Raw genomic sequence first — 21,152 nt, forward strand, 5'->3', positions numbered from 1 at the left:
TGTTAAAAAAACAACAAGAGCTTAATTGTTATGCAGTGCTACGGTGACAGGCTGATTGTTATAGGTGCGAGCAAAAACCAGACGATAAACCAAATACCCTAAGACGATACAGGCCACTTGCACTAACAGACGTGAATTAAAAATTCCCCCGCGGGCAATTAAGCTAAACGCACATCCAGCAAATACCAGAGTAAAGCCTAATAGGTTTGGTGTCGCATTTCGAAGTTTGATGCCGATAAAAAATAAAATCTGCATAACCAATACGACTAACCAATCTAAGTAGAACGCTTTATCTCCAAAATGCATCATCATGTTAGCTTTTAGCGGAAATGCAATATTAGTCCCGCGCGCAGCTACGTTTGGATATACTTCAATCGTTTCAGCAGTCGAAGTGGGTTTACCTGGAAACAACGTCCGCGGAATAAAAGTAACCAGCGCATCTTCAACAGCATAGGCACGCGGAACGACTTCACCGGTTTCTAACTTTCTCAACACATCATCCATGATGAAAGCCGCATTGTAATTTAAATCATAAAAATCGTCGGTCGGCTTTTTAGCACTCCCAGCAACGCCGGATTTAACATCTTTTTTTACTACCGACTTTTGAACAGGCGCACGAAGTTCGGTGACAATGCCGTACGAGAGCACGATGGTAAAAATCGAAGCGATCGCCGTAGTGATAAAATATCGTACTGTTACTTTTTGGCAAAGTAACAACACCAACAGCGCGATCACAAACAGCATCGGCAGACTACGTCCGCCATTCATCGAAACGATAAAAGTGTTCAGCAGGCAAAAAGCCGTATTAATCTTATTAACACCGCAGAAATACATATCCATCAGTATGATGTATATTCCCGTATAACAGAGCAGAATCATCCATGCAGAACCATTAGTGCTGAAGTAATAATAATCGTTGAACTCTTTAATGATGGTGGCCGGTGAAAGAGTTCCTAAGATGCCATAGATATTAAAGGCCATGAGTACTACGGTAAAAAGGGTAAACAAGGAAAGCTGCCCCAGCGTCAGCTTATTTTTTTTAGGAATAAACTTTACGGTCTGATCAAAATTTGGAATCAGGTAAACTGCGACCGCAAGAACCAACCCGAGCAACAGCGCATCGATGGCATAACCACCCTGCTCATAAATACTTGCCAGATTTGGATATTGTTCGATGAATTTAAAAACAAAAATAATTTGATAGGCAAGATAACAGCCAAGGGGACCTACAAATAACAATGAAGCTAGCTTTGCTTTACCCCAATTCATTATGTCAATTTCCCCCACCAAATAAACAAAAAAAAAGACGAACAAGTTAGATTTTAGTTCGTCTTTTCTTTGTTTAAAAAAAATAACAAATTTAGCGCCAGATACCAAGAAATAATAATGTTAAGATCCTGTTAAAATCATTGTAACATCGCTTCGAGCTCATTCGCTGTACGTGGATCATTATTATCGCGCGCAATCTTGATCATAGCGGGCATATTAACCTTAAACTCTGACTTTTTAATATCAAGGGCACGCACTGAATCCACTAAGGTGCGAATATCCTGGTAACGTTTATCCTGATAATAGATGCTTAACATTTCAGCATATGCTGGAATAATGTCACGGCGTCGGGCAATCGACGCGTTTAATGACTCGAGCGCCAGATCATTTCTGCCTTTACGGCGGTACACCTGAGCTACGCTGATATGGTTGTAAGGATTGTTCGGGTACACCTCAACGGCCTTTTTAAAGGCCTGAAGACTTCCCTCTAACATCTGTGGCACCATTTGCGAAAGCGACATGAAAAGCGTTCCGCGCGCTCGCCATAAATCTGATTTACGGTCATCCATCTGCACACAGGTATCCGATGATCTGATCACCTCATCAAACAACTGACGTTTTTTCTGATCAGCCTGAGCCCCTTGATCACGCAGTGATCTGGCCAGTTGGTTATAATAAATATCGGCACGGAAACACCAGTACTCAGCATTACCCGGGTTTTGTGAGATCGCTTTTTCTAACAGTTCATTCGCTTTATCCACGTTACCTTGCGAAACCAGAGCGCGGCGAGCATCGTTGTAATTCATATCCGCGATCCAAACACCGAACACCTTATGCATAATAAAACCAAGTACGATAACAACCGCACCGGCCATCGCATAACGCGTGTTCTTTTTAGTTTTGTTTTCGATATCGATCACACGACTTAATCCCGCAAAATTAAAATTCATCGCCGGAAAAAGATAGAAGAACATCAGTGTCGGGATAAAGCTAAATGCCGTCATATGGGTAAGCAACAGAAAGCCAAATCCACCGAGCAGACCCACCGAATATAAATAATCCGGCGTCCACTCTTTATCTTTTAATGTTTTGAAAGTCGGTACAAACATCAAAAGAATCAGCATTAAATAAGCAGCAAAACCCACCGCCCCGGTAGTCACTAAATAATGGATAAATTCATTATGCGCTTTATGCCATATCAAATTCCAGCTTTCGCCGTAGTTCTGCTCAATCGTTTGCACATGATTAAACTCTTCACCGAAATTTTCCGGCCCTACTCCTAAGATCGGATTTTTCTTCCACATCTCAAACGCGGTATTCCAAACGATAAAACGCGTACCGTAGCCGTTTTTGATCGCCTTAATTTCAAGTTTTTCTCTTAAAGCATTATTGCCATCTACATAATAAACACTGGTACAAATCACGATTAACAGATACGCAACGCCGACTTTTTTCCAGTTCAAAAATGGCAGTCTTCTTCTGAAAATAAGAATAAAAGCAAGATAGATCAACATCACCACGAAATAACCAAAAATAGGTAAACGTGATCCCGAGTATAAGATACCCATGTTTAAGAAAATAAAAGCGACAATCCAGAAGATGTAGCGCTTTGTTGTCTTCGAATTAATTAAAAACGCAAAACACAGAGGTAAACAGCAACCTAAAACAGTCCCGTAACCAACCGATTGTCCCATTGTTGATAAGGCCCGTAAGTGCATTTCATTATAAACCCACCAGTTAATCGGATCACCGCCAAAGTGCTGGATCACACCGTAAATGGACATTAAAAACGCTGTAAATACAAACGCGCGGGCAAGTTTTACGAAACTCTCGTGATCGGTAAAAACCTGTACTGACAAAAACGAAAACACCACAAATGTTGTAACCGTCATGACCGAGCCTGCCGGTAAATTCAACACACCCCACAGCGCACTGTAGTAGTGGCCGGCAAAGGCAAAGGATAAATAGTAACAGAAGGTATAGATCAGAAGTCCGACAATCCACAGATTCCAGCGCAGCTGAATGCGGTCAGCAAAAACATTCTTGATCAGGTAATACCCCAACATCAAGCAGACACTTAAGGTTGAAAAGTAGGCCTTAATCATTTCAAACGGCGACTGATCATTCCACTTACAGAACAGAAGCGGCATGATGATCACAAAGGCGCTGATAATGAATTGTAAAAAAGAATCACGATGAGCGATTTCACCTCCTGGAAGCGAAACCGTTTTTTTCTTGCTGGGCTTATTTTTTGACATAACAAAAGCTTAGACTTAGTTTTGTATAAAATCACGCAAACTAAGTCGATGGTCTAGGTCTTCTTACGCGGCAGATTCTATCTTTTTGTCGCGGTAGATATGCAGCAATACCGAAGGTGCAAAGATCAGGGAGATCAGCGCAAAAAGCATTGTAGATGATTTAATGTCTTTAAAATAAAAGGCTAAGGTCACGATCGCCAGATTCCACAAAGCTAAAGTGATGGCTACCTGCGAATGGGAAAAGCCCAAATCTGCCAAAATATGATGAATATGGGTTCGATCCGGATGAAACGGCGACTTCTTACGGGCGATACGGTAAATAAACACCTTACACATATCAAATACCGGAATTCCCATAACCGCCATCGCCACACTTGGCGAGGCATGAATCCAGTAGGCCTCAACCACACTTTTAGCTTTATTTAATTCGATAAAATGAATGGCCAAAACTGCCACGACAAAACCAACGAGCATGGCCCCGGTGTCCCCCATAAAGATTTTCGCCGGCTGCCAATTGTAGACCAGAAATCCGCAAAGACTTCCAACCAAGGCAAAAGATAAAAACACCATCGACCAGTGATTGGTCAGATAAAACCAAACCCCGAAAGAACTTGCAGCAACCACGCCCTGAAGCCCGGCTAAACCATCAAGACCATCGATTAAATTATAACAATTGATCACGGCAATGATCGCCGCGATAGAGAAAATCACCGAAAACCAGTACGGAATTTCCTGGATACCGAACAGTCCATAAAAACTGTTAACTTTGATATTTCCCAAGACCACGATTAAAAAGGCTGCCAAAAACTGCGCTAACAATTTTTTGATCGGCGTGAGAATCAAAATATCATCTTTGATGCCGGCAAAGAAAATGATGATAAGAGCCGGCACAAGGTACTTCACATCGATTAAATCATAAAAATCTTTAAATAAAGAATAGGCTACGATAAGACCGGCAAAGATGGCCAAACCACCAAGTGTTGGCGTACGGCGCTTATGGGTTTTGCGGTGATCCGGTTCATCAAATAAATGCTTTAAGTGGGCGACAATAATGATCTTTGGGATAAATATCAGCGTGATCAGAAACGCGATAAGAAATGCCCCAATCACAGAATAAAAATTTAGACTCAACTCAAACACATCATCACCAAATTGTTTAACCTAAAAATCTTATTGCAAATAAGTCGTGATCACAACTTTTTAATATTAGCTTATTTTTTGCTCACGTTGGTCTGAAGAATATCCAACAAACGGCGCACCTGCGAAAGCATCTCAAAGTTCTTTTCAAAGTAGGCAAGCCCATTACGCCCCATTTGTTCCAGATCTTGCGAAGGCATAGCATAAGCTTTTTTAATATTTTCAGCCAAAACCCGGGCATTCTCTGCAGGTCCGGTAAAACCGCAACACGCTTCCTCGACAACCCGCATAGCTTCGCCATCTATTGCAGCTACGATCGGACGCCCGGCCGCCATGTAAGACTGCGTTTTCCATGGCAATGTGTACTTCATAATTTCGTCAGCTTTTAAGGTTAATAACATTAACTTCGCCTTCGAATAAATCGCCGGCATATATTTAATATCAAATCGGCCGACACACTCGACATTGTCCAGGCCAAACTGCTTTTTCTGATCTAAAATCCAATCAAGTCGCGAACCGGAACCCACAAAAACGATCTTAATTTTCGGATTCTCCGTTAACAGCTTAGCTGCTTCCAATACCGTATCTACGCCCTGAGCTTTGCCGATATTGCCGGCAAAAACCACGCAAAAATTCTGCGTAAGCAGCCGATTTAAATCCTCAGGCAGCACGAGCTGATAATCTGCAGCCGATGGTCTGCGGAAAGAGTTGGGATAGTACTGAAGCTTGGCTTTGGCATAAATTTTACGAACCGGCTCAAAAAACGACTGCGAAGAAACAAGCACTAAATCCGTTAACCGGTAAATCACATTAACCATCACTTCGACCAGCGCAAGGATAAAGTTATTTTTTACGTAGCCGGTAACGACCAGGCTCTGCGGCCATAAATCCTGCACCCACACAGCCAAAAACGCACGTTTAAAAAACTTAATAACAATCGCCGGAATGGCCTGCGTAATCGGTGATACAGCAAACACCAAAATGGCATCTATTTTTTTTCCACGCAAAAGCCAAGGTCCTAGAAGCGTGGCCATAAAAGCAAAAGAAAGGTAATTTAAAATTAAATTTACGGCACCGGCTTTCCGGCGCGGAAGCAGCGGTACCCGGATAACTTCGATACGGCTTCCGTGAATCTCTCTGTGCACACCGGAGATTTTGTACCCTGGATAAATATCACCGTCCGGATAGTTGGGCTTACCGGTTAAAACCGTAACCGTATGCCCTAACTTTTCCATTTCAATAACTAAGTCGTTAATAATGAAAGTTTCAGGTTTAAAAAACTGCGATACAATCAGTATGTTCATAGACTTGAAAAACTACTTCTTATGCCAGACCACACGATTTACATAATCGGTGTAGCTGACAATAATACGTAAAACTTTGTCAGAAACATTAGGCATTGAATAATCTTCAACCTGACGCAATTGTCTTTGCTCACCGCGGCTTTGCGTTTCAAGGATATCTAACCCCTGCATCACTCTGTCCTTATTAAGACCGACAAACATGACTGAAGCCTCTTCAAACCCCTCCGGACGCTCATGGGCTTCGCGGATATTTAGCGCCGGAAAATTTAAGATCGACGACTCTTCGGTGATCGTACCGCTATCAGACAACACGGCTTTGGCATTGATCTGTAAATGATTGTAATCAGAAAAACCCAGTGGTTTTAGAAACTGAATCAGCGGATTAAACGATTTTTTTGATTCATTGATGCGTTTTTGTGTTCTTGGGTGCGTGGATACGATCACGGGCATTTTGTATTTTTCAGCCAGTGCATTTAAAGTATCTGCCAGATTATTAAAATTAACTTCAGAATCGATATTTTCTTCTCGGTGTGCACTGACCACAAAATACTGATGTTTTTGCAGTTTTAGCTTGGCTAATACATCCGACTTTTTAATCTTATCCATGTAATGGGTTAAAACCTCAAACATCGGGCTACCGGTTTTAATCACACGGTCCGGAGCAATTCCCTCGCGCAATAAATACTCACGGGCAATCGAACTGTAGGTTAAATTAATATCCGAGGTATGATCTACGATCTTGCGGTTGATCTCTTCTGGTACACGTTGGTCAAAACAACGATTACCCGCCTCCATATGAAAAACAGGGATCTTTTTTCTCTTTGCTGCGAGCACACTGATACAGCTGTTGGTATCACCTAACACCAGCACCGCCTCAGGCTTAACCGTCTCTAACACCTTATCGGCTTCGCGGATAATATTGCCGATGGTCTCTGTCGCTGTGCCGCCGGCAGCGTTTAAAAAGTAATCTGGTTTTCTGATCTCTAAATCGCTGAAAAAGATCTCATTAAGTTCGTAGTCGTAGTTTTGGCCGGTATGAACCAAGGTGTGCTCTGTATGCTTATCTAACTGAGCCAGCACTCGAGACAAACGGATAATTTCCGGGCGAGTTCCTAAGATTGTCATCACTTTCATTTTGCTCATTACTGCACTCTCCATCCGATGGTGTCGGGCTTTTCACGGTCAAAAATCTCGTTGGCCCATAACATCACGATAAGTTCATTATCACCGACATTGGTAATATCATGCGACCAGCCTGGTATTGTTTCAACTACTTTAGACTCTTCAGCCGTTACCGTAACCTCAAAAAATTCTTCGGTAACGACATGGCGAAAGCAGTAACGGGCCTTACCCTGAAGCACTAAAAACTTTTCGGTTTTAGTGTGGTGATAATGCCCACCGCGGGTAATGCCGACACCGGCAGTAAAAAACGAAAACTGACCCGAATCCTTGGTTTTTAAAAACTCAACAAATACTCCCCTAGGGTCTGCATGACGAACCAGGGAGTAACTGAACTGCTCTGGTTTTAAATAACTTAAGTATGTCGCATGCAAACAGCGGTAAATACCCTCACCCACCGGGCAGGTAACTAAAGTTTCTCGGCTTTTATGAATATGAGTTAACTGCTGCGCTAATTCACCCACCGTCGTCTGATACACAGGACTGATTTCACAGTATGCCCCAGACGTTTTGATCTCAGAAAAGTGACTGAAAAAACCGGTGATCACATCATCGATATAAACTAAACGCATCACCACCGAAGCATCATGAATTTCAATCGGTTTATCGTTCACTAGATTATAGCAAAAAGTCGCCACCGCCGAGTTATAGTTTGGCTTACACCATTTGCCGAAAACATTCGGTAAACGGTAAATATAAATATTGTGCTTATCTTTAATCTTTAACAGAGCCTGTTCTGCGGCGCTTTTACTTTTTCCGTAATCATTGTCTTTTTCTGCCTGAATCGAAGAAGATAGAATCACTTTAGTCGGCTGTGATTTTTGACTCAGAATTCGCGCTAATTCTTCAGTTAACGCCTGGTTACCTTCGGTAAATTCTTTCGGGTCTTTTGGACGGTTGATACCGGCCAGGTGAAAGATCACCTCAGCCTGGTCAACCAAACCTTCAAGGTCTTGTAAACTGTGCTTACGGTTAAACTCTAAAATCTGCACATCTTTGCGTTCACGCAAACGCACCAGCAAATTTTTTCCGACAAAACCTTCAGAGCCAGTAACTAAAACCTTCATGAACAACTACTCCACCGGGTTAACGTAGCGGCCTTCGGTTAAGGCTTTGATAAAATCTAGTTTAAGCAATAGTTTTTTACAGCCTTCAAGATCAAGGCGTTCGGTGTTGTGCGAATTGTAGTCCTCTGATTTAGAAATCTTAGCTTCGCCCTGATCAATGAATTTACCGTAATTTAAATCACGTAAATCCGGCGGAATACGGAAATAATTACCTAAATCATCGGCCATCGCCATTTCTTCGCGGCTAAGTAAAGTTTCGTAGAGTTTTTCGCCGTGGCGGGTTCCGATAATATTAATCGGATGCTCTGGTTTTTTAAGTAACTCACGGATAGCCTGTGCCAACACGTCAACCGTTGAAGCCGGAGATTTCTGCACGAAAATATCGCCGTTTTTAGAATGCTCAAAAGCATACAACACTAAATCAACCGCATCTTCTAGTGACATCATAAAACGAGTCATTGACGGATCGGTAATCGTGATCGGCTTACCTTCTCTGATTTGTTCAACAAAAAGCGGGATGACCGATCCGCGCGAAGCCATGACGTTACCGTAACGGGTACAGGCAATTGTGGTTTTTCCATCGGTAATTTCGCGCGATTTTGCGACGACGACTTTTTCCATCATCGCTTTAGAGATACCCATAGCATTAATCGGATAAACCGCTTTATCCGTACTGAGACAGATGATTTTCTTTACTCCGGCCTGAACCGCAGTTTCCAGCACGTTTTCAGTGCCTAAAACATTGGTTTTAACCGCTTCCATCGGATGAAACTCACACGATGGCACTTGTTTTAACGCTGCCGCGTGAAAAATATAATCTACACCGTGACAGGCTTTTGCAATACTGCGCTGGTCGCGCACATCACCGATGTAAAATTTAATCTTATCAGACTTATATTTTTTTCTTAAATCGTCCTGTTTTTTCTCATCACGACTGAAGATTCTGATTTCTTTAATATCTGTCTTACTAAAACGCGATAATACCGCGTTACCGAAAGATCCCGTTCCACCTGTAATCAACAGAGTTTTACCTGCAAATGACACTTTAAACTTCCCTTCTACTTAGCCCTTGTACGCACTTAAAGATAAATGCGTATCTTTTTGTTCCGGCGTCGGATAGTTGATTAACACGGCCTTATATGGCCCTTTAAAAACAAAAAAACTTCCGGCAGCCACACCGACTAAGCCACATTTGGCGATCACTTCGCGCATGTGTTCAATCGACCCGGCTCCACCTAAAAAGGTGATCGGTGTTTTAACTTTCTTACGTAACTGTTCAGCAAGAGATAGATCAAAACCCTTCATCTGACCATCGCGATCAATCGAATTAATCACAATCTCGCCGGCACCTTTTTCTTCCATTAACGCAACCGCATCTTGCAGCTCCATCGCAACTTTACGTTTACCGTTATGGGTATAGATGTCGTAGTTTTTACTCAAAAAACGGGGCTTTACGTCAAAAACGACCACGACACTTTGCCGGCCGATTTGCTCTGCGATTTCGCTTACTAATTCCGGGCGTGCAAAAGCTGCGGCGCTGACCGCCACTTTTTCTACACCTAAAGAGATGATTTTTTTAGCTTGTGCTGCGTTCGTGATACCACCGCCGTAACATAGCGGCATACGGCACTCAGCGGCCAACAGAGCAATCTGTTTGTAATTCGGTTCAACACCTTTTGCCGTGGCATCAATGTCTACGACAATCAGCTCATCTGCTAATTTCTCATTAAAAATTTTAACGGCATTGATCGGATCACCGACATATTTCGGATCTTTAAAATTCACTGTTTTTACCAGTCCGCCGTCTTGAATCAATAAACATGGGATAATTCTGGGTCTTAACATCTAAAGCTCCGCAAAATTCTTTAAGAGTTGCAAACCAAAGTGATGGCTTTTTTCCGGGTGAAACTGGGCTCCGTAAATATGACCGCTCGACACCGCACAGGCAAACTTAAGCCCGTAATCAACACGGGCTGCGATGTTAGCATCATGTTTACATTCAAAATAATACGAGTGCAGAAAGTAAAAACGCGGTGAAGGTTCAAAGCCTTTAAACAACGGATTTCCTTCCTGAGGAATAATATCATTCCAGCCCATGTGCGGCAGTGGTAAATTGTAAGGTTCAATCTCCGGCTTTAAATATTTAACTTTTCCCGGAATCCAGCCCAGACCCGCACAATTTCCCTCATCGCTCATATCTGCCAGCATTTGCATACCGACACAGATACCCAGAACCGGAATTTTTTTATTCATAACCATGTCAGTCACGGTCTCGCGCATACCAGAGGCGGTAAATTTCTCCATCGCCTGATCGAATGCACCAACTCCGGGTAGAATTAAATGATCCGCCTGCCCCAGCTCATCGGCAGTTTTTGCTACCGATACCGGAATATGTAAGCGTCGATACAGATTTACTATGGCCTGAACATTGCCGATGCCATAGTCGATAATAGTTGTCATTTCATCAGCCTTTTTTCGATGCCCAGGGTGCTTAGTGTTTTGGCCCCGAGCCCAATTAACCAGTGTTTGTTATTATAATCTAAACAGGTTTTATTCGGCCCCTCAAAAATTTGCTGCAACTCAGCTACAGTTAAATCAAGTTTATGGGCAACAAATTCAAACTCAGTTTTAAGAAATTCTTCGCTCAATTCAGGTTTAGAAATACGCGCCAGAGCTTCTTGACGGCTCAGTTGACCAGTCATGATCAAGCTTGAAAAATGAGCACGACGCTTTTCATAGCCAAACTTGCGCGGCATCCAGTAATCTTCATAAAAACGCGTGAATCTTGACTCATGGTGTTTATGCTGAAACTTCTTCCAGCCAAAGCGTTTTTCCAACTCAGCTTCGGCTTCGTGCTTAATATAAGGCACAAGGTTCAGTGGACGCACAACCTGCATCCCCAGAGCATAGCGGTAAAAAATCTTATAGGTCAGAATATCAACAATCGGAAAAGTCTTAAGCGGACGCTGGCCAAATCGTGAGTGAATATCCATGATCAGTGTTTTATCAATGCCCGGATACGCTCCCCATTGTTCTGGCTCACGACAACATTCTGTCGAGAAATTTCCGCCGGTCACAACGTATTTAATCTTGTTCTTACGGGCAAATTTATACAGCGAAGAAAAAAATGCCGTATCTTGCGGAATATCCTGATCAGGAACCTGCGACTTTAAGAAAGCCACTTGCAGATCTTTCATCTCTTCCCAGTTAATAACTTCGGTGTAAAGATCTAAGCCCAATCCATCGACCAGCTTTTCGATGTTGCCTACGGCTTGATCAGTGTTCCAGCCGGCGTCGACATGGAACAGCAATGGGCGCAACCCCATTTTTTCTTTGGCGATGTAAGCGACGTAAGAACTATCCAAACCACCGCTTAAGCCGATAATACAATCAAAATCGCGGCCGCGGCCGTCTTTTTTGATCTTCTCAGCGATACGTTCTAACTCTAGTTCTCCCTCTCGGCCTGTGTTCCAGCCGGGCTTGATAACAGATTCAAAATTATTGCAATAATCACAGTGTCCTCTAGAGTCAAAGATGATATTTGAGTCACTGGTGTCCATTATACAATTTGAGCAGATTTTGTAGTCACTATTTCGCATATCAAAACATTAAATTTCGCTATGAAAAAACACAAGTTAAAAGAGTGTTCTATTTACAGCGTTCTTGGGTAACTGCAGCCCCAAACTTCAAATCAGACTGTATGCCGTCGCGTTGTAAATACAGATATGCAATTTTATCAAACATTGAAAGGTCTTGTAAATTACTAGCTAGGCTTACCTCGTAGACACACTCTGGGCCCTTTTCTAGAAGAATATATTTAGCGCGATACTCTACTGGCTGTTCAAAGCCCCTCATTCCGGGAATCACTTCTAATTTTTTTTCACCAAAAGCATGATATAAATAATAATTTAATTCGTAATTAGTCAGCTCATGATAGAAATTGTTTACATTTTTAATAGCTATTGAGCCGCCCTTGAACTTATCTTTATTTTCATAAAAAATCTTAGTTACTAAGTTCTGGTAAATCAAATCATCGGCTCTTCGTTTGAAACCATACATGACATAAACTATGTTCAATAAAATAGCTGCAGCTACGATAAGCTTCAGTGTAGCTTTCCAGAGAAAAGACAAGGAGGCTTTCTTGATAAAGTGCATTAAAAATACAACCGCAATTGCTATAACGATTGAACTGTTGATCGTAAAACGATAGTCCCATGCGCCAATATGCTCAAAATGCCGAATCTGAAAAAACTTACCTACAAGAACGTAAGGAAACTGAGTGAACATAGCTAAAGCTAAAAATAAAATCAGATATATAAATGAACTTCTAACTTTAAACAATAAAACAAGCGCTGCTAGAAAAAGTGCGGGGTAAGCCACCATAAAAAAATCTAGGTAAAAGCCATAAGCCTTAATATTCAAAGCATTAGCTAGTTTAAGTTCATTATAGCCAGCATAAAGACCATAAGGCTTAAAGCTCGCTTTAAAAACTAGGTAATAACAAGCTAACAGAAACAGAACCAACGCATCTTTTTTTAATTCTCGTCGCTGCCCAAAAACATAGGCTAGCACAATCAAAGCAAAAAGAAGGCAAGGGTTTGAATTATGCTGAAACGAAATCGCAAGAAACAACAACGCTAAAGGAATTTTTTTGTTTTCTAAATACAAACGAGTACCAATCACGCACAAATAAAGAAACACAACCAACTGGATGAAAGCTGTTGAAAAATACAGTGTCAAAAATGGCGTTAAAATAAAGAAAAGAACTCCCCACAATGCCGAATTCTCATCAAACTTATAGACTGACTTCGATAAGCGATAAATTTCATAACCAGTTAAAGCCCAAACACCAACTGTAATAAAATTAGTCGCGATCTTAAAATTTAAATTTAAAAAAAGACAGAATTCATATAAAGCTTCATAAAGCCAACGAGTAAGTGGCCAGCCACTTTCATCAAACCAAGTCGAAAAAATATGCTTATCTTTGCTTTCCCACGCATAACTGACAATACTACCATCCCAAAAATCTCGTTCAGAGATTAAGATTGGAAAATAGAAAATTAAAAACACAAAAGCGATCAATAGCAATAATAAGTTTTTTGTCGTGATAAATTGACGAGAGGCTACTGACATATAAATTACAACCTTTTTGCGTTAGCTAACATTTCAGGGGTATCAACAGCGATCAACTTTCCGTTAGCTTCGATGGCATGTAACTTAAAACCATCCACTAGAAGCTGAGGAATAATTTGCTGACCAAAATCTGAAAAACCAGAGGGAATTTTCGCCAAAATTTGTGGCTGAACAAAGTAGACAGCCGCATTAACCCAACCTCCGTTTAAGGTGTCTGGTGACTTTTCAGCAAAGCGAGTGATTTTATGGTTTTCATCAAAATAAGCTAAGCCAGACTGTCTAACATCACCTTCTTTAAAATAAACTACGATCGACATATCAGCGCCGCTTTTTTCGTGTACAGAAATCTGTTCCCTAAAATCATAGTTCGTCCAATTATCGCCATAGATCACGATAAAAGGTTCGCCTTTTAAATTGGCTTCAAAGTTTTTAACTGCCCCTGACGTACCTAGAAGTTCAGCTTCAAATTTATAGTGAATACGAACCCCAAACTGAGAACCATCACCCAAGACTGCCTGAATTTTTTCACCTAAATGATAAAGATTAATATAAATATCTTCGATACCCGCTTTTACACAATTTTTAATTGAGTGGACAATAATCGGTTGACCCAAAACCTGGGTCAACGGTTTCGGAGTTACAAGAGATTCCGCACCTAACCGAGAACCTTTACCTGCGGCTAAGATAACTGCTTTTCTGATAGTCATCGTTCAATCTTCCCTTTAATATTTTCAATCAATGTACTAACTCTTTGCTTAACATTGATTTTAGGCTGCCAGCCAAACTCTTGCTGAGCTAATTTATTACTTGAAATAAAACCTGTATCGCCTTGACCTTTAAAGTCAATTTTAGTTTGCATAGAAATCAGCTGCGTAAATTCTAAAACAGAAATGGCATTCATTAATCCACCACCAGCATTAACTTGATAACCCCATTTATTAGCTTCAGCCATTTTTAGAATTAAACGACCTAAGTCATCAGCGTGCAATGGATCACGCACCTGTTTACCGTTGCCACTTAAAATAAGACTTTCGCCTGCTAAAATTTTTTGAATGATTAGACTCATCCAATTACCACGGCGGTGTAAGAAGTCAGTGTAGCCCGACGATAACCGAATTGCATTTGCCTTAGGGTATTCTGATAACACGAATTCACCCATGAGCTTTGTCTTCGCGTAAAGAGTCACAGGATTTAAAGGCTGATCATCATGAATCTGACGATTTGGCATTAAGCGCACACCATCATCTTTAAGATCGCATTCCGCATAAACGCTGCCATAGATATCTTTAGTCGAAATATGAACTAAGGAAATATTGGAGCCTTTAAGCTCGGTCACTAAATGGCGAACACCTAAAAAATTGACTCTTTCATCAGGGCCATCGATTTGATAGGTTGAAACACTACGGCTCATAACTGCAGCCGCATTAACGACTAAATCGATTTTATTTTCAGTTAAATCGGATTTTTTAAGTTCTAAAAGATCTTGTTGTCTTGACCATCCAGTCACGTGGTGCCCACAGTCTTCAAAATACTTTCGAAGACCAACACCAACATATCCTTCGCTGCCCGTGAGTAAAATTCTCAAAAATGACTCCTTAGTTTTTTTCTAACCGCTGGGCCAAGTTTTCAGCTGTTGAAACTGAAGTGATAATTTTAGCTGAGAAAATGGACCAACAATTAGACCCATGAGATACAATTTCAGAAATACGACCATCATCGCCAGCTCTTCTAGCGTCAACAACTCGATCGATAAAAAATGATCTTTGATATTCAGCCTTTTTCAAAATTGGAACAACGTCAGATGAAGCTTCAAGAGTCTTTTTCCAATTTGATTGAACTGATAACGCACGGCATAATAAAGGTTTTGTGTCGTAAGATATTTCACGCACTAATTGAGATTCTACTACATGAGCAAAAAGAACTAGGCCCGTGTTACCATAAGGTAAAAATGAAGGGTAATCACCATCCATAATCGTAACACCAGTGGCACGTTCAATCGGTAATTTTAGCAGACACAACTCTTGTAAGTTAAACTGAAATTCTCTTTTTCCAAATCCTAACCATTCACAAAACTGATTGTAACGCGCGTAAGCCGCATTCACCACATGATCAAAACCTTCAGTTTGTTGTGCAATACCAGGGCTTGCGTAACTTATAGAAGCATAGCCATTTTTAAGACTTACATGTGTAACTTCATGATTCTTCAAAACTGTAATGTTTTCGTTTTCTAAACCTTTAAGACAAAGAGCTTGCAAACGCTCTAGATTATAAATCGGTTCGCCCACTTTAAGACCCAAAACTATGTGCTCTGGGTTAACCAGAGAGGCATCTGGCTTTTCTTCTTTAAAAGGCAAACCCATTTCTGTGCAAAACTTTACATAATCTTCAGCATTTACACGTGAATTACGACCGACACAGTAATAGTTATCAAAATCAGTGATTAAAGCATCTCCGTAAACACCGTGAAAACTTTCACGACTATCCATACACTGTTTTGCCGTAGGAATACTGCGAGGATAGTGAAAACCGTAATGATGGCGATTGTGATTGTATAAGCTTGCTCCACAAAAAAGCTCAGTGTTTTTTTCGAAGAGTGTTACTAAAAAACCTTTCTTCGCCAAAATATGCGCGGCGGTCGCACCAAATATGCCGCCGCCGATAATTGCCACTTTTGTTTTTGAAGAAGGCTGAATTTTCATAATTATCTAGCTTGAATAAACGACTGAACAACCCATCGTATCAAAGCGCCAGTCCATCTCGATCAAGTTTAAAGCATTCATTTGTTGTCTGAATGCTAATTGTTTTTCTGGCTGAACATAGAATAACCAGTAGCCACCGCCACCAGCACCCATCAGTTTTCCACCTAAAGCACCAGCCGCTAAAGCTTTTTCGTATGTTACGTCCATATCAGAAGAGCTCATTTTTTCAGAAATTTCTTTTTTAGCTAGCCAGTGGTCATGCATTAAATAACCCAGCTGATCGACATTATCAGCTAACAAAGCATCGCGCGTTGAAAAACCGATTTCTTGAATCTTCTTCATTGCTTTTAGCTTTTTATCTTCACCCACTTTGATACCCGAACTTTGCTCGCTTAAAATTTCATTAGCATCACGGCGAACACCGCTAAAATAAATCAAAAGATTGTTCTCTAAACATCTGTATGTCAGATCACTTAAAGGCAGCCGCTCTACAGTCACTTGCCCTTCACGATTCAACGTCATACCGATAATGCCGCCGTAAGCAGCGATATATTGATCTTGCTTACCAGATGAACGTTTAAGCTCTTTCATTTCGATATCGCAAGCCGCTTCAGCAACGTCTTTACGATTTAATTCAATTTGATAAAGAGAATTTAATAAAGTTAATGAGCCCACTAAAAACGAACCAGACGAACCTAGGCCCGTACTGCCTGGAACTTCAGAGATCGAGTGAATTTCAATACCTTGTTTTAAGTTATAACGAGCTAAACAGCGCTCTAATAATTCATGCTGAACTTGCTCAGGCTTATCGCAAATTTCAACTTTTGAATAACCTAACCAAATTTTACGATCAAACGGACGTTCGGCGCCTGTCAAATAGATGTATTTGTTGATCGCGGCACTAATCAAAAAACCACCATGATGATTATACCATGCGGGAAGGTCTGTGCCTCCTCCGCCCAACGTAAGACGAACCGGTGCTCGTACAATTTTCATTAATTCTCCAATCGCACAGACGTGCGTGACTTAAAAAAAGGTGATATAATAAAAAGTAAAAATCCACCACGAACTGGGTTTACTTTAAATATTTTTTCTTTGTTTTCACGGTAAGTTTGAACCCATAAAGAAAGTAGCGCTGAAGTTGATTCAAGCACTTTCATCAAAGTTTTACCTTTAGGAACAAGTCTTGAATCTGGATCGTGCTTATACTCAACCGGAATTTCTAACATCGAATAGCCCAAACCATAAGCTTTAATCACAAACTCAGAACTTTTCAAACCATCATCAGCTAAACGCAGTTGCGGCAGAATATGCGATAACATTTCGCCACGATAGACTTTAAATCCAATCTGTGGGTCATTGCATTCACAGCGAAACAAAACTTTGAACATCCTCGAGTAAAACGAAGAAATAAAGCGACGAAGACCAGATTTACCTTCAACTTGGCTATCACCAGATAAACGCGAACCAATAATAAAATCATATTTAGAAATAACTGGCGCGATTTTATCTAAAACTTGTGGATGAACAGGCAGATCTGCTTCAATAGTCACACGCAAATCAGTTTCAGCTTTTGTTAAACCACTAATTATAGCGTTCATGTATCCAACATGCTTTTCTTTGATCAAGGTGATGTTCGAATTTTTAGCTGCATAATCTTGAACGACTTCGCGCGTGCTATCTTTACTACCATCATCAACAACAATGATTCGAGCATCAAAACTAGAGTTTTCACGCCAAGATAAAATCGCATCCAAAGTTGGAGGTAAGCGATCTTGCTCATTGTACGCAGGGATAACAATTGTGAGCGGTATTCGAGTATTAGTATTATTCATTGACTGAGCAATCGTAGTCGCTATAAATTGCCAGAGTCAACTAGGATTTATATATGCCTTCTGTTTCACTAATTATACTTGATCGCGATGGTGTTCTTAACCGCATGGTTGTTAACCCTGAGCATGGAACCATTGATAGTCCTCTTCATCCAGATCAAGTGAAAGTCGAAAGTGGTATCGCTCAAGCTTTACGCGATTTAAAAAAAATGGGTTTCAAACTTGCTATAGCCACAAACCAACCTGCGGCTGCAAAAGGCAAAACAACAAGACAAAATCTTGAAGCCGTTCACGAGAAAATTCTTGAACTTACAGAGGATGTTGGCGCGTTGCGTCGCAACTCTTACATCTGCTGGCATAAACAAGAAGATAATTGCAACTGCCGTAAGCCTAAAGTAGGCTTACTGTTACAAGCATTAAAAGACGCGGATGCAGATCCTGCGCTGTCATGGATGGTTGGCGATGGCGTGACCGATATGCAAGCGGGAAAAGCCGCTGGAGTAAAAACCGCTTTCATCGGCCCTCGCAAGACAGATGTTTGTCAAATTTTTCACGAAAACAACGTAGAACCAGATATGTGGTGTTCAGACTTGGTCGATTTTGCCAGTCGAATCACCACCCAATAAGGAGCAAAATGACACAACCAAAAACATTTAAAACAAAGATTTTTTTTGATGGTGCCGATCTTGAGCAAATGAAAGCCTCTCTAAAAAATCCATTAGTTAAGGGTGTAACAACAAACCCTACATTAATGAAAAAAGCTGGCGTGCAAGATTACAAAGCATTCGCAAAAATGATGTTAGATGCTGTGGGTGATTTTCCAATTTCATTCGAAGTTTTCTCTGACGAACTTTCTGAAATGCAAAAACAAGGCGAAACTATCGCTAGCTGGGGGAAAAATATCTACGTTAAAATCCCTGTGACAAACACTAAAGGCGAATCAACGGTTCCAGTTATTAAAGCTCTGACTCAAAAAGGCATTAAGCTTAACGTAACAGCCATCCTAACGCTTAAACAAGTTGCAGAAGTTTGCGAAGCCCTAAAAGGCGGCGCACCTTCAATCGTTTCTGTTTTCGCAGGAAGAATTGCAGACACTGGTTTAAGCCCAATGCCAATTATGAAAGAATCATTAGCGATGTGCCGTGCAGCTGGCCCACAAGTTGAATTACTATGGGCAAGCCCAAGACAAATTTTAAATCTTGTCGAAGCTGATCAAGCTGGATGCGATATTATCACTATGACTCCTGATTTAATTAATAAAGTTCCTGTTTTAGGCAAAGATTTACAAGAGCTAAGCCTAGACACTGTTAAAATGTTTTATAATGATGCTAAATCAGCGGGTTTAAGTTTATGAGTTTTACACAAACATTTTTTTCTCAAGTTAACGACTGTATCTCTAAAATTTCAGTTGAAGAAACAGAAAAGTTAGCTGTTGAACTAGGCAAAGCTCGCGATGGTGGAGGAAGACTTTTCATCCTTGGCCTAGGCGGATCTGCAGGACATGCGACTCACGCTGTGAACGATTTTCGTAAACTTTGCGATTATGAATCTTACACACCGACAGATAACGTGTCAGAACTAACAGCACGTATTAATGATGATGGTTGGGATAGCTCTTTATCTAGCTGGTTAAGAGGTTCCCGCATTAACTCTAAAGATGCTGTTTTGGTTTTTTCAGTTGGTGGCGGAAATAAAGAACGTAACGTTTCTGTTTCTTTAATCAATGCTATTGATACAGCTCGCGAAGTAGGTGCAGGCGTTTTTGGTATCGTTGGACGCGATGGTGGCTATACAGCAAAAGTGGCTAAGGCGGCTGTTGTTATTCCTACGGTCAACGAAACAATGGTAACACCGATTACTGAGGGCCTTTGTGCCGTCGTATGGCATGCCCTTGTTTCACACCCTGCTCTTAAAAAGAATCCCACTAAGTGGTAATTAATTTAGCTCTGATGGTAGCTATCAGAGCTAAATATTTCTTCTATAAATTCAATTTAAATTTAGCATTATTAACAATTTCAGCACTTTTATTAGGCGATAAATTGATTGCGTGAACCACGGCTTGCTTACCGACGTTTTCATATTCATTCACCAAAGTTGATGGGTATGAAACCAACAAATCAACATCTGGAAAAAATCCAGGCTCAAGAATAACCTTCCAATCTTCTTTAAAGACTTGCTCACTGGCTTTAGCCAAAGGATGGGGCTTGTAATACACCTGAATAGCCGAATTCTGTTTCAAATTGCGCAAAACTTGAATCTGAAGCTCTTCGCATAAAGGATGTCCCACAAATAATACAGAAGGCTTCCCATGGCTTTCAATCGAAGCCAAATCAATCGTTGGCTTAAAATATTGTACTTTTTTTAGTTTTTCAGCCGCAGTCGGCGAAAGAATATGGCTTTTGAAATAGCTTTCTGATTTTTTATCATACACAAAAAGCTGATCGACAGATTGCAATCTGTTTGTAATTTGATAGCTAAATTCAGAATTTGATTCTTGAGTTAAACTTCCTAAAGCGCCATGCTGAACGATCGTTAATCCGTTTGTTCTAACGTTGGCCTGTTTGTTTTCGCTAACGATCATATCTGTCAGCAATGCCCAGCGATCATAGTGCTCGGCAATAATAAAATGACCACCGTTTAAGTTTTTTAAAGCCCGGTAGACAACAAACCAACGATAGGCCGTGTAAGCCTGCAGACTCCACGGACGTAAGGCTGGATTCGCCAGTATTCGTAAAACCGCAGCTACCGAATGAAAATAGCAAATGAACAGATCCTTTAAGCTGACAAGCGATAGCACGCTGACTTTAGGAACCAGATAATCTTTGCGTTCATTAATCGAAACCCAAGGCAGTGTAAGCCATAGTTCGGGCTCGTACCCCAGAACTTTTGCATTGATAATATCAAAGGCCCGGGTCGACAAAGCGACGGCGTAAGACTTTTTCCCAGCTGCCGGTGTCTTCTGACTGGCAAAAGCCAATGCCTGCTTTGCTAGACGCAAAAATTCAAAAAGAAAAAAAGCATACGCGCCTCCAAGAACCCATAGCCAACGAATTAGCGGAGCGACAAAAAGAAATAAACGGTTGGTGTGCAACTGACGAAACCATTTGCTAGGCCTTGGCAGATAAGAGTACTGCTTTGCTGAAACGTTGAGTAAGGCATAAGCCACTTCATCGATCTGAATTTCATTTTCAACAGCCTGCAGGTATTTTTTTACTTCACTCATTGGATATTAAAACATAACCCCAAAAACGGTGTTCGCGCAAAATAATTCGGG

20 protein-coding genes are annotated in these 21,152 nt (G+C 41.0%); 3 read left to right on the forward strand and 17 right to left on the reverse strand.

Annotated features, from left to right (window positions below):
- Nucleotides 1-21: 21 nt before the first annotated feature.
- The 16 genes from AC04MM_RS13090 to AC04MM_RS13165 all read right to left on the reverse strand — a co-directional run bounded on the left by AC04MM_RS13090 (nucleotide 22) and on the right by AC04MM_RS13165 (nucleotide 17,881).
- Nucleotides 22-1,269: a hypothetical protein gene (locus AC04MM_RS13090; protein ID WP_475380820.1), complete on the reverse strand. Its 1,248-nt coding sequence runs from the start codon at nucleotides 1,267-1,269 to the stop codon at nucleotides 22-24.
- A gap of 137 nt (nucleotides 1,270-1,406) precedes the next feature.
- A complete protein-coding gene (locus tag AC04MM_RS13095) occupies nucleotides 1,407-3,527 on the reverse strand; it encodes an O-antigen ligase family protein (RefSeq protein WP_475380821.1) in 2,121 nt (706 codons plus the stop codon).
- Nucleotides 3,528-3,590: 63 nt separating this feature from the next.
- Complete coding sequence (locus AC04MM_RS13100) at nucleotides 3,591-4,637, reverse strand: glycosyltransferase family 4 protein (protein ID WP_475380822.1); 1,047 nt, start codon at nucleotides 4,635-4,637, stop codon at nucleotides 3,591-3,593.
- A 101-nt stretch (nucleotides 4,638-4,738) separates the two neighbouring features.
- Entirely contained in the window at nucleotides 4,739-5,968 is a 1,230-nt protein-coding gene (locus tag AC04MM_RS13105) for a glycosyltransferase family 4 protein (protein WP_475380823.1), read from the reverse strand.
- Between the two features lie 12 nt (nucleotides 5,969-5,980).
- The gene (gene wecB / locus AC04MM_RS13110) at nucleotides 5,981-7,111 is read right to left on the reverse strand and encodes a non-hydrolyzing UDP-N-acetylglucosamine 2-epimerase (RefSeq protein WP_475380824.1); all 1,131 of its coding nucleotides are present in this window, start codon (nucleotides 7,109-7,111) and stop codon (nucleotides 5,981-5,983) included.
- Complete coding sequence (gene wbjC, locus AC04MM_RS13115; protein ID WP_475380825.1) at nucleotides 7,111-8,214, reverse strand: UDP-2-acetamido-2,6-beta-L-arabino-hexul-4-ose reductase; 1,104 nt, start codon at nucleotides 8,212-8,214, stop codon at nucleotides 7,111-7,113. Before wbjC ends, wecB begins: the two co-directional genes overlap by 1 nt.
- Nucleotides 8,215-8,220: 6 nt before the next feature.
- On the reverse strand, nucleotides 8,221-9,258 hold the full coding sequence (locus AC04MM_RS13120) for a polysaccharide biosynthesis protein (protein ID WP_475380826.1): 1,038 nt from the start codon (nucleotides 9,256-9,258) through the stop codon (nucleotides 8,221-8,223).
- Nucleotides 9,259-9,276: 18 nt separating this feature from the next.
- Nucleotides 9,277-10,059 carry an AglZ/HisF2 family acetamidino modification protein gene (locus AC04MM_RS13125; protein ID WP_475380827.1) on the reverse strand — a complete coding sequence of 261 codons (783 nt, stop codon included), beginning with the start codon at nucleotides 10,057-10,059 and terminating at the stop codon, nucleotides 9,277-9,279.
- Nucleotides 10,060-10,674: an imidazole glycerol phosphate synthase subunit HisH gene (hisH, locus tag AC04MM_RS13130; RefSeq protein WP_475380828.1), complete on the reverse strand. Its 615-nt coding sequence runs from the start codon at nucleotides 10,672-10,674 to the stop codon at nucleotides 10,060-10,062. It lies immediately after the preceding gene.
- The gene (locus AC04MM_RS13135) at nucleotides 10,671-11,813 is read right to left on the reverse strand and encodes an N-acetyl sugar amidotransferase (protein WP_475380829.1); all 1,143 of its coding nucleotides are present in this window, start codon (nucleotides 11,811-11,813) and stop codon (nucleotides 10,671-10,673) included. The genes hisH and AC04MM_RS13135 overlap by 4 nt, the downstream gene beginning before the upstream one ends.
- A gap of 49 nt (nucleotides 11,814-11,862) precedes the next feature.
- Nucleotides 11,863-13,347 (reverse strand): hypothetical protein, encoded by a 1,485-nt coding sequence (locus AC04MM_RS13140; RefSeq protein ID WP_475380830.1) that lies wholly within the window; start codon nucleotides 13,345-13,347, stop codon nucleotides 11,863-11,865.
- 5 nt (nucleotides 13,348-13,352) lie between these two features.
- The gene (locus AC04MM_RS13145; protein WP_475380832.1) at nucleotides 13,353-14,054 is read right to left on the reverse strand and encodes a nucleotidyltransferase family protein; all 702 of its coding nucleotides are present in this window, start codon (nucleotides 14,052-14,054) and stop codon (nucleotides 13,353-13,355) included.
- Complete coding sequence (locus AC04MM_RS13150; protein ID WP_475380833.1) at nucleotides 14,051-14,932, reverse strand: NAD-dependent epimerase/dehydratase family protein; 882 nt, start codon at nucleotides 14,930-14,932, stop codon at nucleotides 14,051-14,053. Before AC04MM_RS13150 ends, AC04MM_RS13145 begins: the two co-directional genes overlap by 4 nt.
- 10 nt (nucleotides 14,933-14,942) lie before the next feature.
- Nucleotides 14,943-16,046 carry an FAD-dependent oxidoreductase gene (locus tag AC04MM_RS13155; protein WP_475380834.1) on the reverse strand — a complete coding sequence of 368 codons (1,104 nt, stop codon included), beginning with the start codon at nucleotides 16,044-16,046 and terminating at the stop codon, nucleotides 14,943-14,945.
- A 6-nt stretch (nucleotides 16,047-16,052) separates the two neighbouring features.
- Nucleotides 16,053-17,042 carry a GHMP family kinase ATP-binding protein gene (locus AC04MM_RS13160; RefSeq protein WP_475380835.1) on the reverse strand — a complete coding sequence of 330 codons (990 nt, stop codon included), beginning with the start codon at nucleotides 17,040-17,042 and terminating at the stop codon, nucleotides 16,053-16,055.
- A complete protein-coding gene (locus AC04MM_RS13165; RefSeq protein WP_475380836.1) occupies nucleotides 17,042-17,881 on the reverse strand; it encodes a glycosyltransferase family 2 protein in 840 nt (279 codons plus the stop codon). The genes AC04MM_RS13160 and AC04MM_RS13165 overlap by 1 nt, the downstream gene beginning before the upstream one ends.
- 53 nt (nucleotides 17,882-17,934) lie before the next feature.
- Here AC04MM_RS13165 and AC04MM_RS13170 point away from each other — a divergent pair, with 53 nt between their 5' ends.
- From AC04MM_RS13170 to AC04MM_RS13180, 3 genes are read left to right on the forward strand one after another with little or no spacing between them, the layout of a single operon-like run.
- Nucleotides 17,935-18,504: a D-glycero-alpha-D-manno-heptose-1,7-bisphosphate 7-phosphatase gene (locus AC04MM_RS13170; RefSeq protein ID WP_475380837.1), complete on the forward strand. Its 570-nt coding sequence runs from the start codon at nucleotides 17,935-17,937 to the stop codon at nucleotides 18,502-18,504.
- 8 nt (nucleotides 18,505-18,512) lie between these two features.
- Nucleotides 18,513-19,232 (forward strand): transaldolase, encoded by a 720-nt coding sequence (locus AC04MM_RS13175; protein WP_475380951.1) that lies wholly within the window; start codon nucleotides 18,513-18,515, stop codon nucleotides 19,230-19,232.
- The gene (locus AC04MM_RS13180) at nucleotides 19,229-19,813 is read left to right on the forward strand and encodes a phosphoheptose isomerase family protein (protein WP_475380838.1); all 585 of its coding nucleotides are present in this window, start codon (nucleotides 19,229-19,231) and stop codon (nucleotides 19,811-19,813) included. Before AC04MM_RS13175 ends, AC04MM_RS13180 begins: the two co-directional genes overlap by 4 nt.
- A gap of 43 nt (nucleotides 19,814-19,856) precedes the next feature.
- On the opposite strand, the gene AC04MM_RS13185 is transcribed toward AC04MM_RS13180, so the two are convergent.
- Nucleotides 19,857-21,101 (reverse strand): hypothetical protein, encoded by a 1,245-nt coding sequence (locus tag AC04MM_RS13185; RefSeq protein ID WP_475380839.1) that lies wholly within the window; start codon nucleotides 21,099-21,101, stop codon nucleotides 19,857-19,859.
- Nucleotides 21,102-21,152: the final 51 nt, after the last annotated feature.

It is taken from the genome of Bdellovibrio sp. SBM16 (assembly GCF_056175625.1).

Bases quoted from the DNA above. Each gene is read 5' to 3' on its own strand.
- AC04MM_RS13090 (WP_475380820.1), bottom strand. From the start codon at position 1,269: ATGAATTGGGGTAAAGCAAAGCTAGCTTCATTGTTATTTGTAGGTCCC.
- AC04MM_RS13095 (WP_475380821.1), bottom strand. From the start codon at position 3,527: ATGTCAAAAAATAAGCCCAGCAAGAAAAAAACGGTTTCGCTTCCAGGA.
- AC04MM_RS13105 (WP_475380823.1), bottom strand. From the start codon at position 5,968: ATGAACATACTGATTGTATCGCAGTTTTTTAAACCTGAAACTTTCATT.
- wecB (WP_475380824.1), bottom strand. From the start codon at position 7,111: ATGAGCAAAATGAAAGTGATGACAATCTTAGGAACTCGCCCGGAAATT.
- wbjC (WP_475380825.1), bottom strand. From the start codon at position 8,214: ATGAAGGTTTTAGTTACTGGCTCTGAAGGTTTTGTCGGAAAAAATTTG.
- AC04MM_RS13125 (WP_475380827.1), bottom strand. From the start codon at position 10,059: ATGTTAAGACCCAGAATTATCCCATGTTTATTGATTCAAGACGGCGGA.
- hisH (WP_475380828.1), bottom strand. From the start codon at position 10,674: ATGACAACTATTATCGACTATGGCATCGGCAATGTTCAGGCCATAGTA.
- AC04MM_RS13135 (WP_475380829.1), bottom strand. From the start codon at position 11,813: ATGCGAAATAGTGACTACAAAATCTGCTCAAATTGTATAATGGACACC.
- AC04MM_RS13140 (WP_475380830.1), bottom strand. From the start codon at position 13,347: ATGTCAGTAGCCTCTCGTCAATTTATCACGACAAAAAACTTATTATTG.
- AC04MM_RS13145 (WP_475380832.1), bottom strand. From the start codon at position 14,054: ATGACTATCAGAAAAGCAGTTATCTTAGCCGCAGGTAAAGGTTCTCGG.
- AC04MM_RS13155 (WP_475380834.1), bottom strand. From the start codon at position 16,046: ATGAAAATTCAGCCTTCTTCAAAAACAAAAGTGGCAATTATCGGCGGC.
- AC04MM_RS13160 (WP_475380835.1), bottom strand. From the start codon at position 17,042: ATGAAAATTGTACGAGCACCGGTTCGTCTTACGTTGGGCGGAGGAGGC.
- AC04MM_RS13165 (WP_475380836.1), bottom strand. From the start codon at position 17,881: ATGAATAATACTAATACTCGAATACCGCTCACAATTGTTATCCCTGCG.
- AC04MM_RS13170 (WP_475380837.1), top strand. From the start codon at position 17,935: ATGCCTTCTGTTTCACTAATTATACTTGATCGCGATGGTGTTCTTAAC.
- AC04MM_RS13175 (WP_475380951.1), top strand. From the start codon at position 18,513: ATGACACAACCAAAAACATTTAAAACAAAGATTTTTTTTGATGGTGCC.
- AC04MM_RS13180 (WP_475380838.1), top strand. From the start codon at position 19,229: ATGAGTTTTACACAAACATTTTTTTCTCAAGTTAACGACTGTATCTCT.
- AC04MM_RS13185 (WP_475380839.1), bottom strand. From the start codon at position 21,101: ATGAGTGAAGTAAAAAAATACCTGCAGGCTGTTGAAAATGAAATTCAG.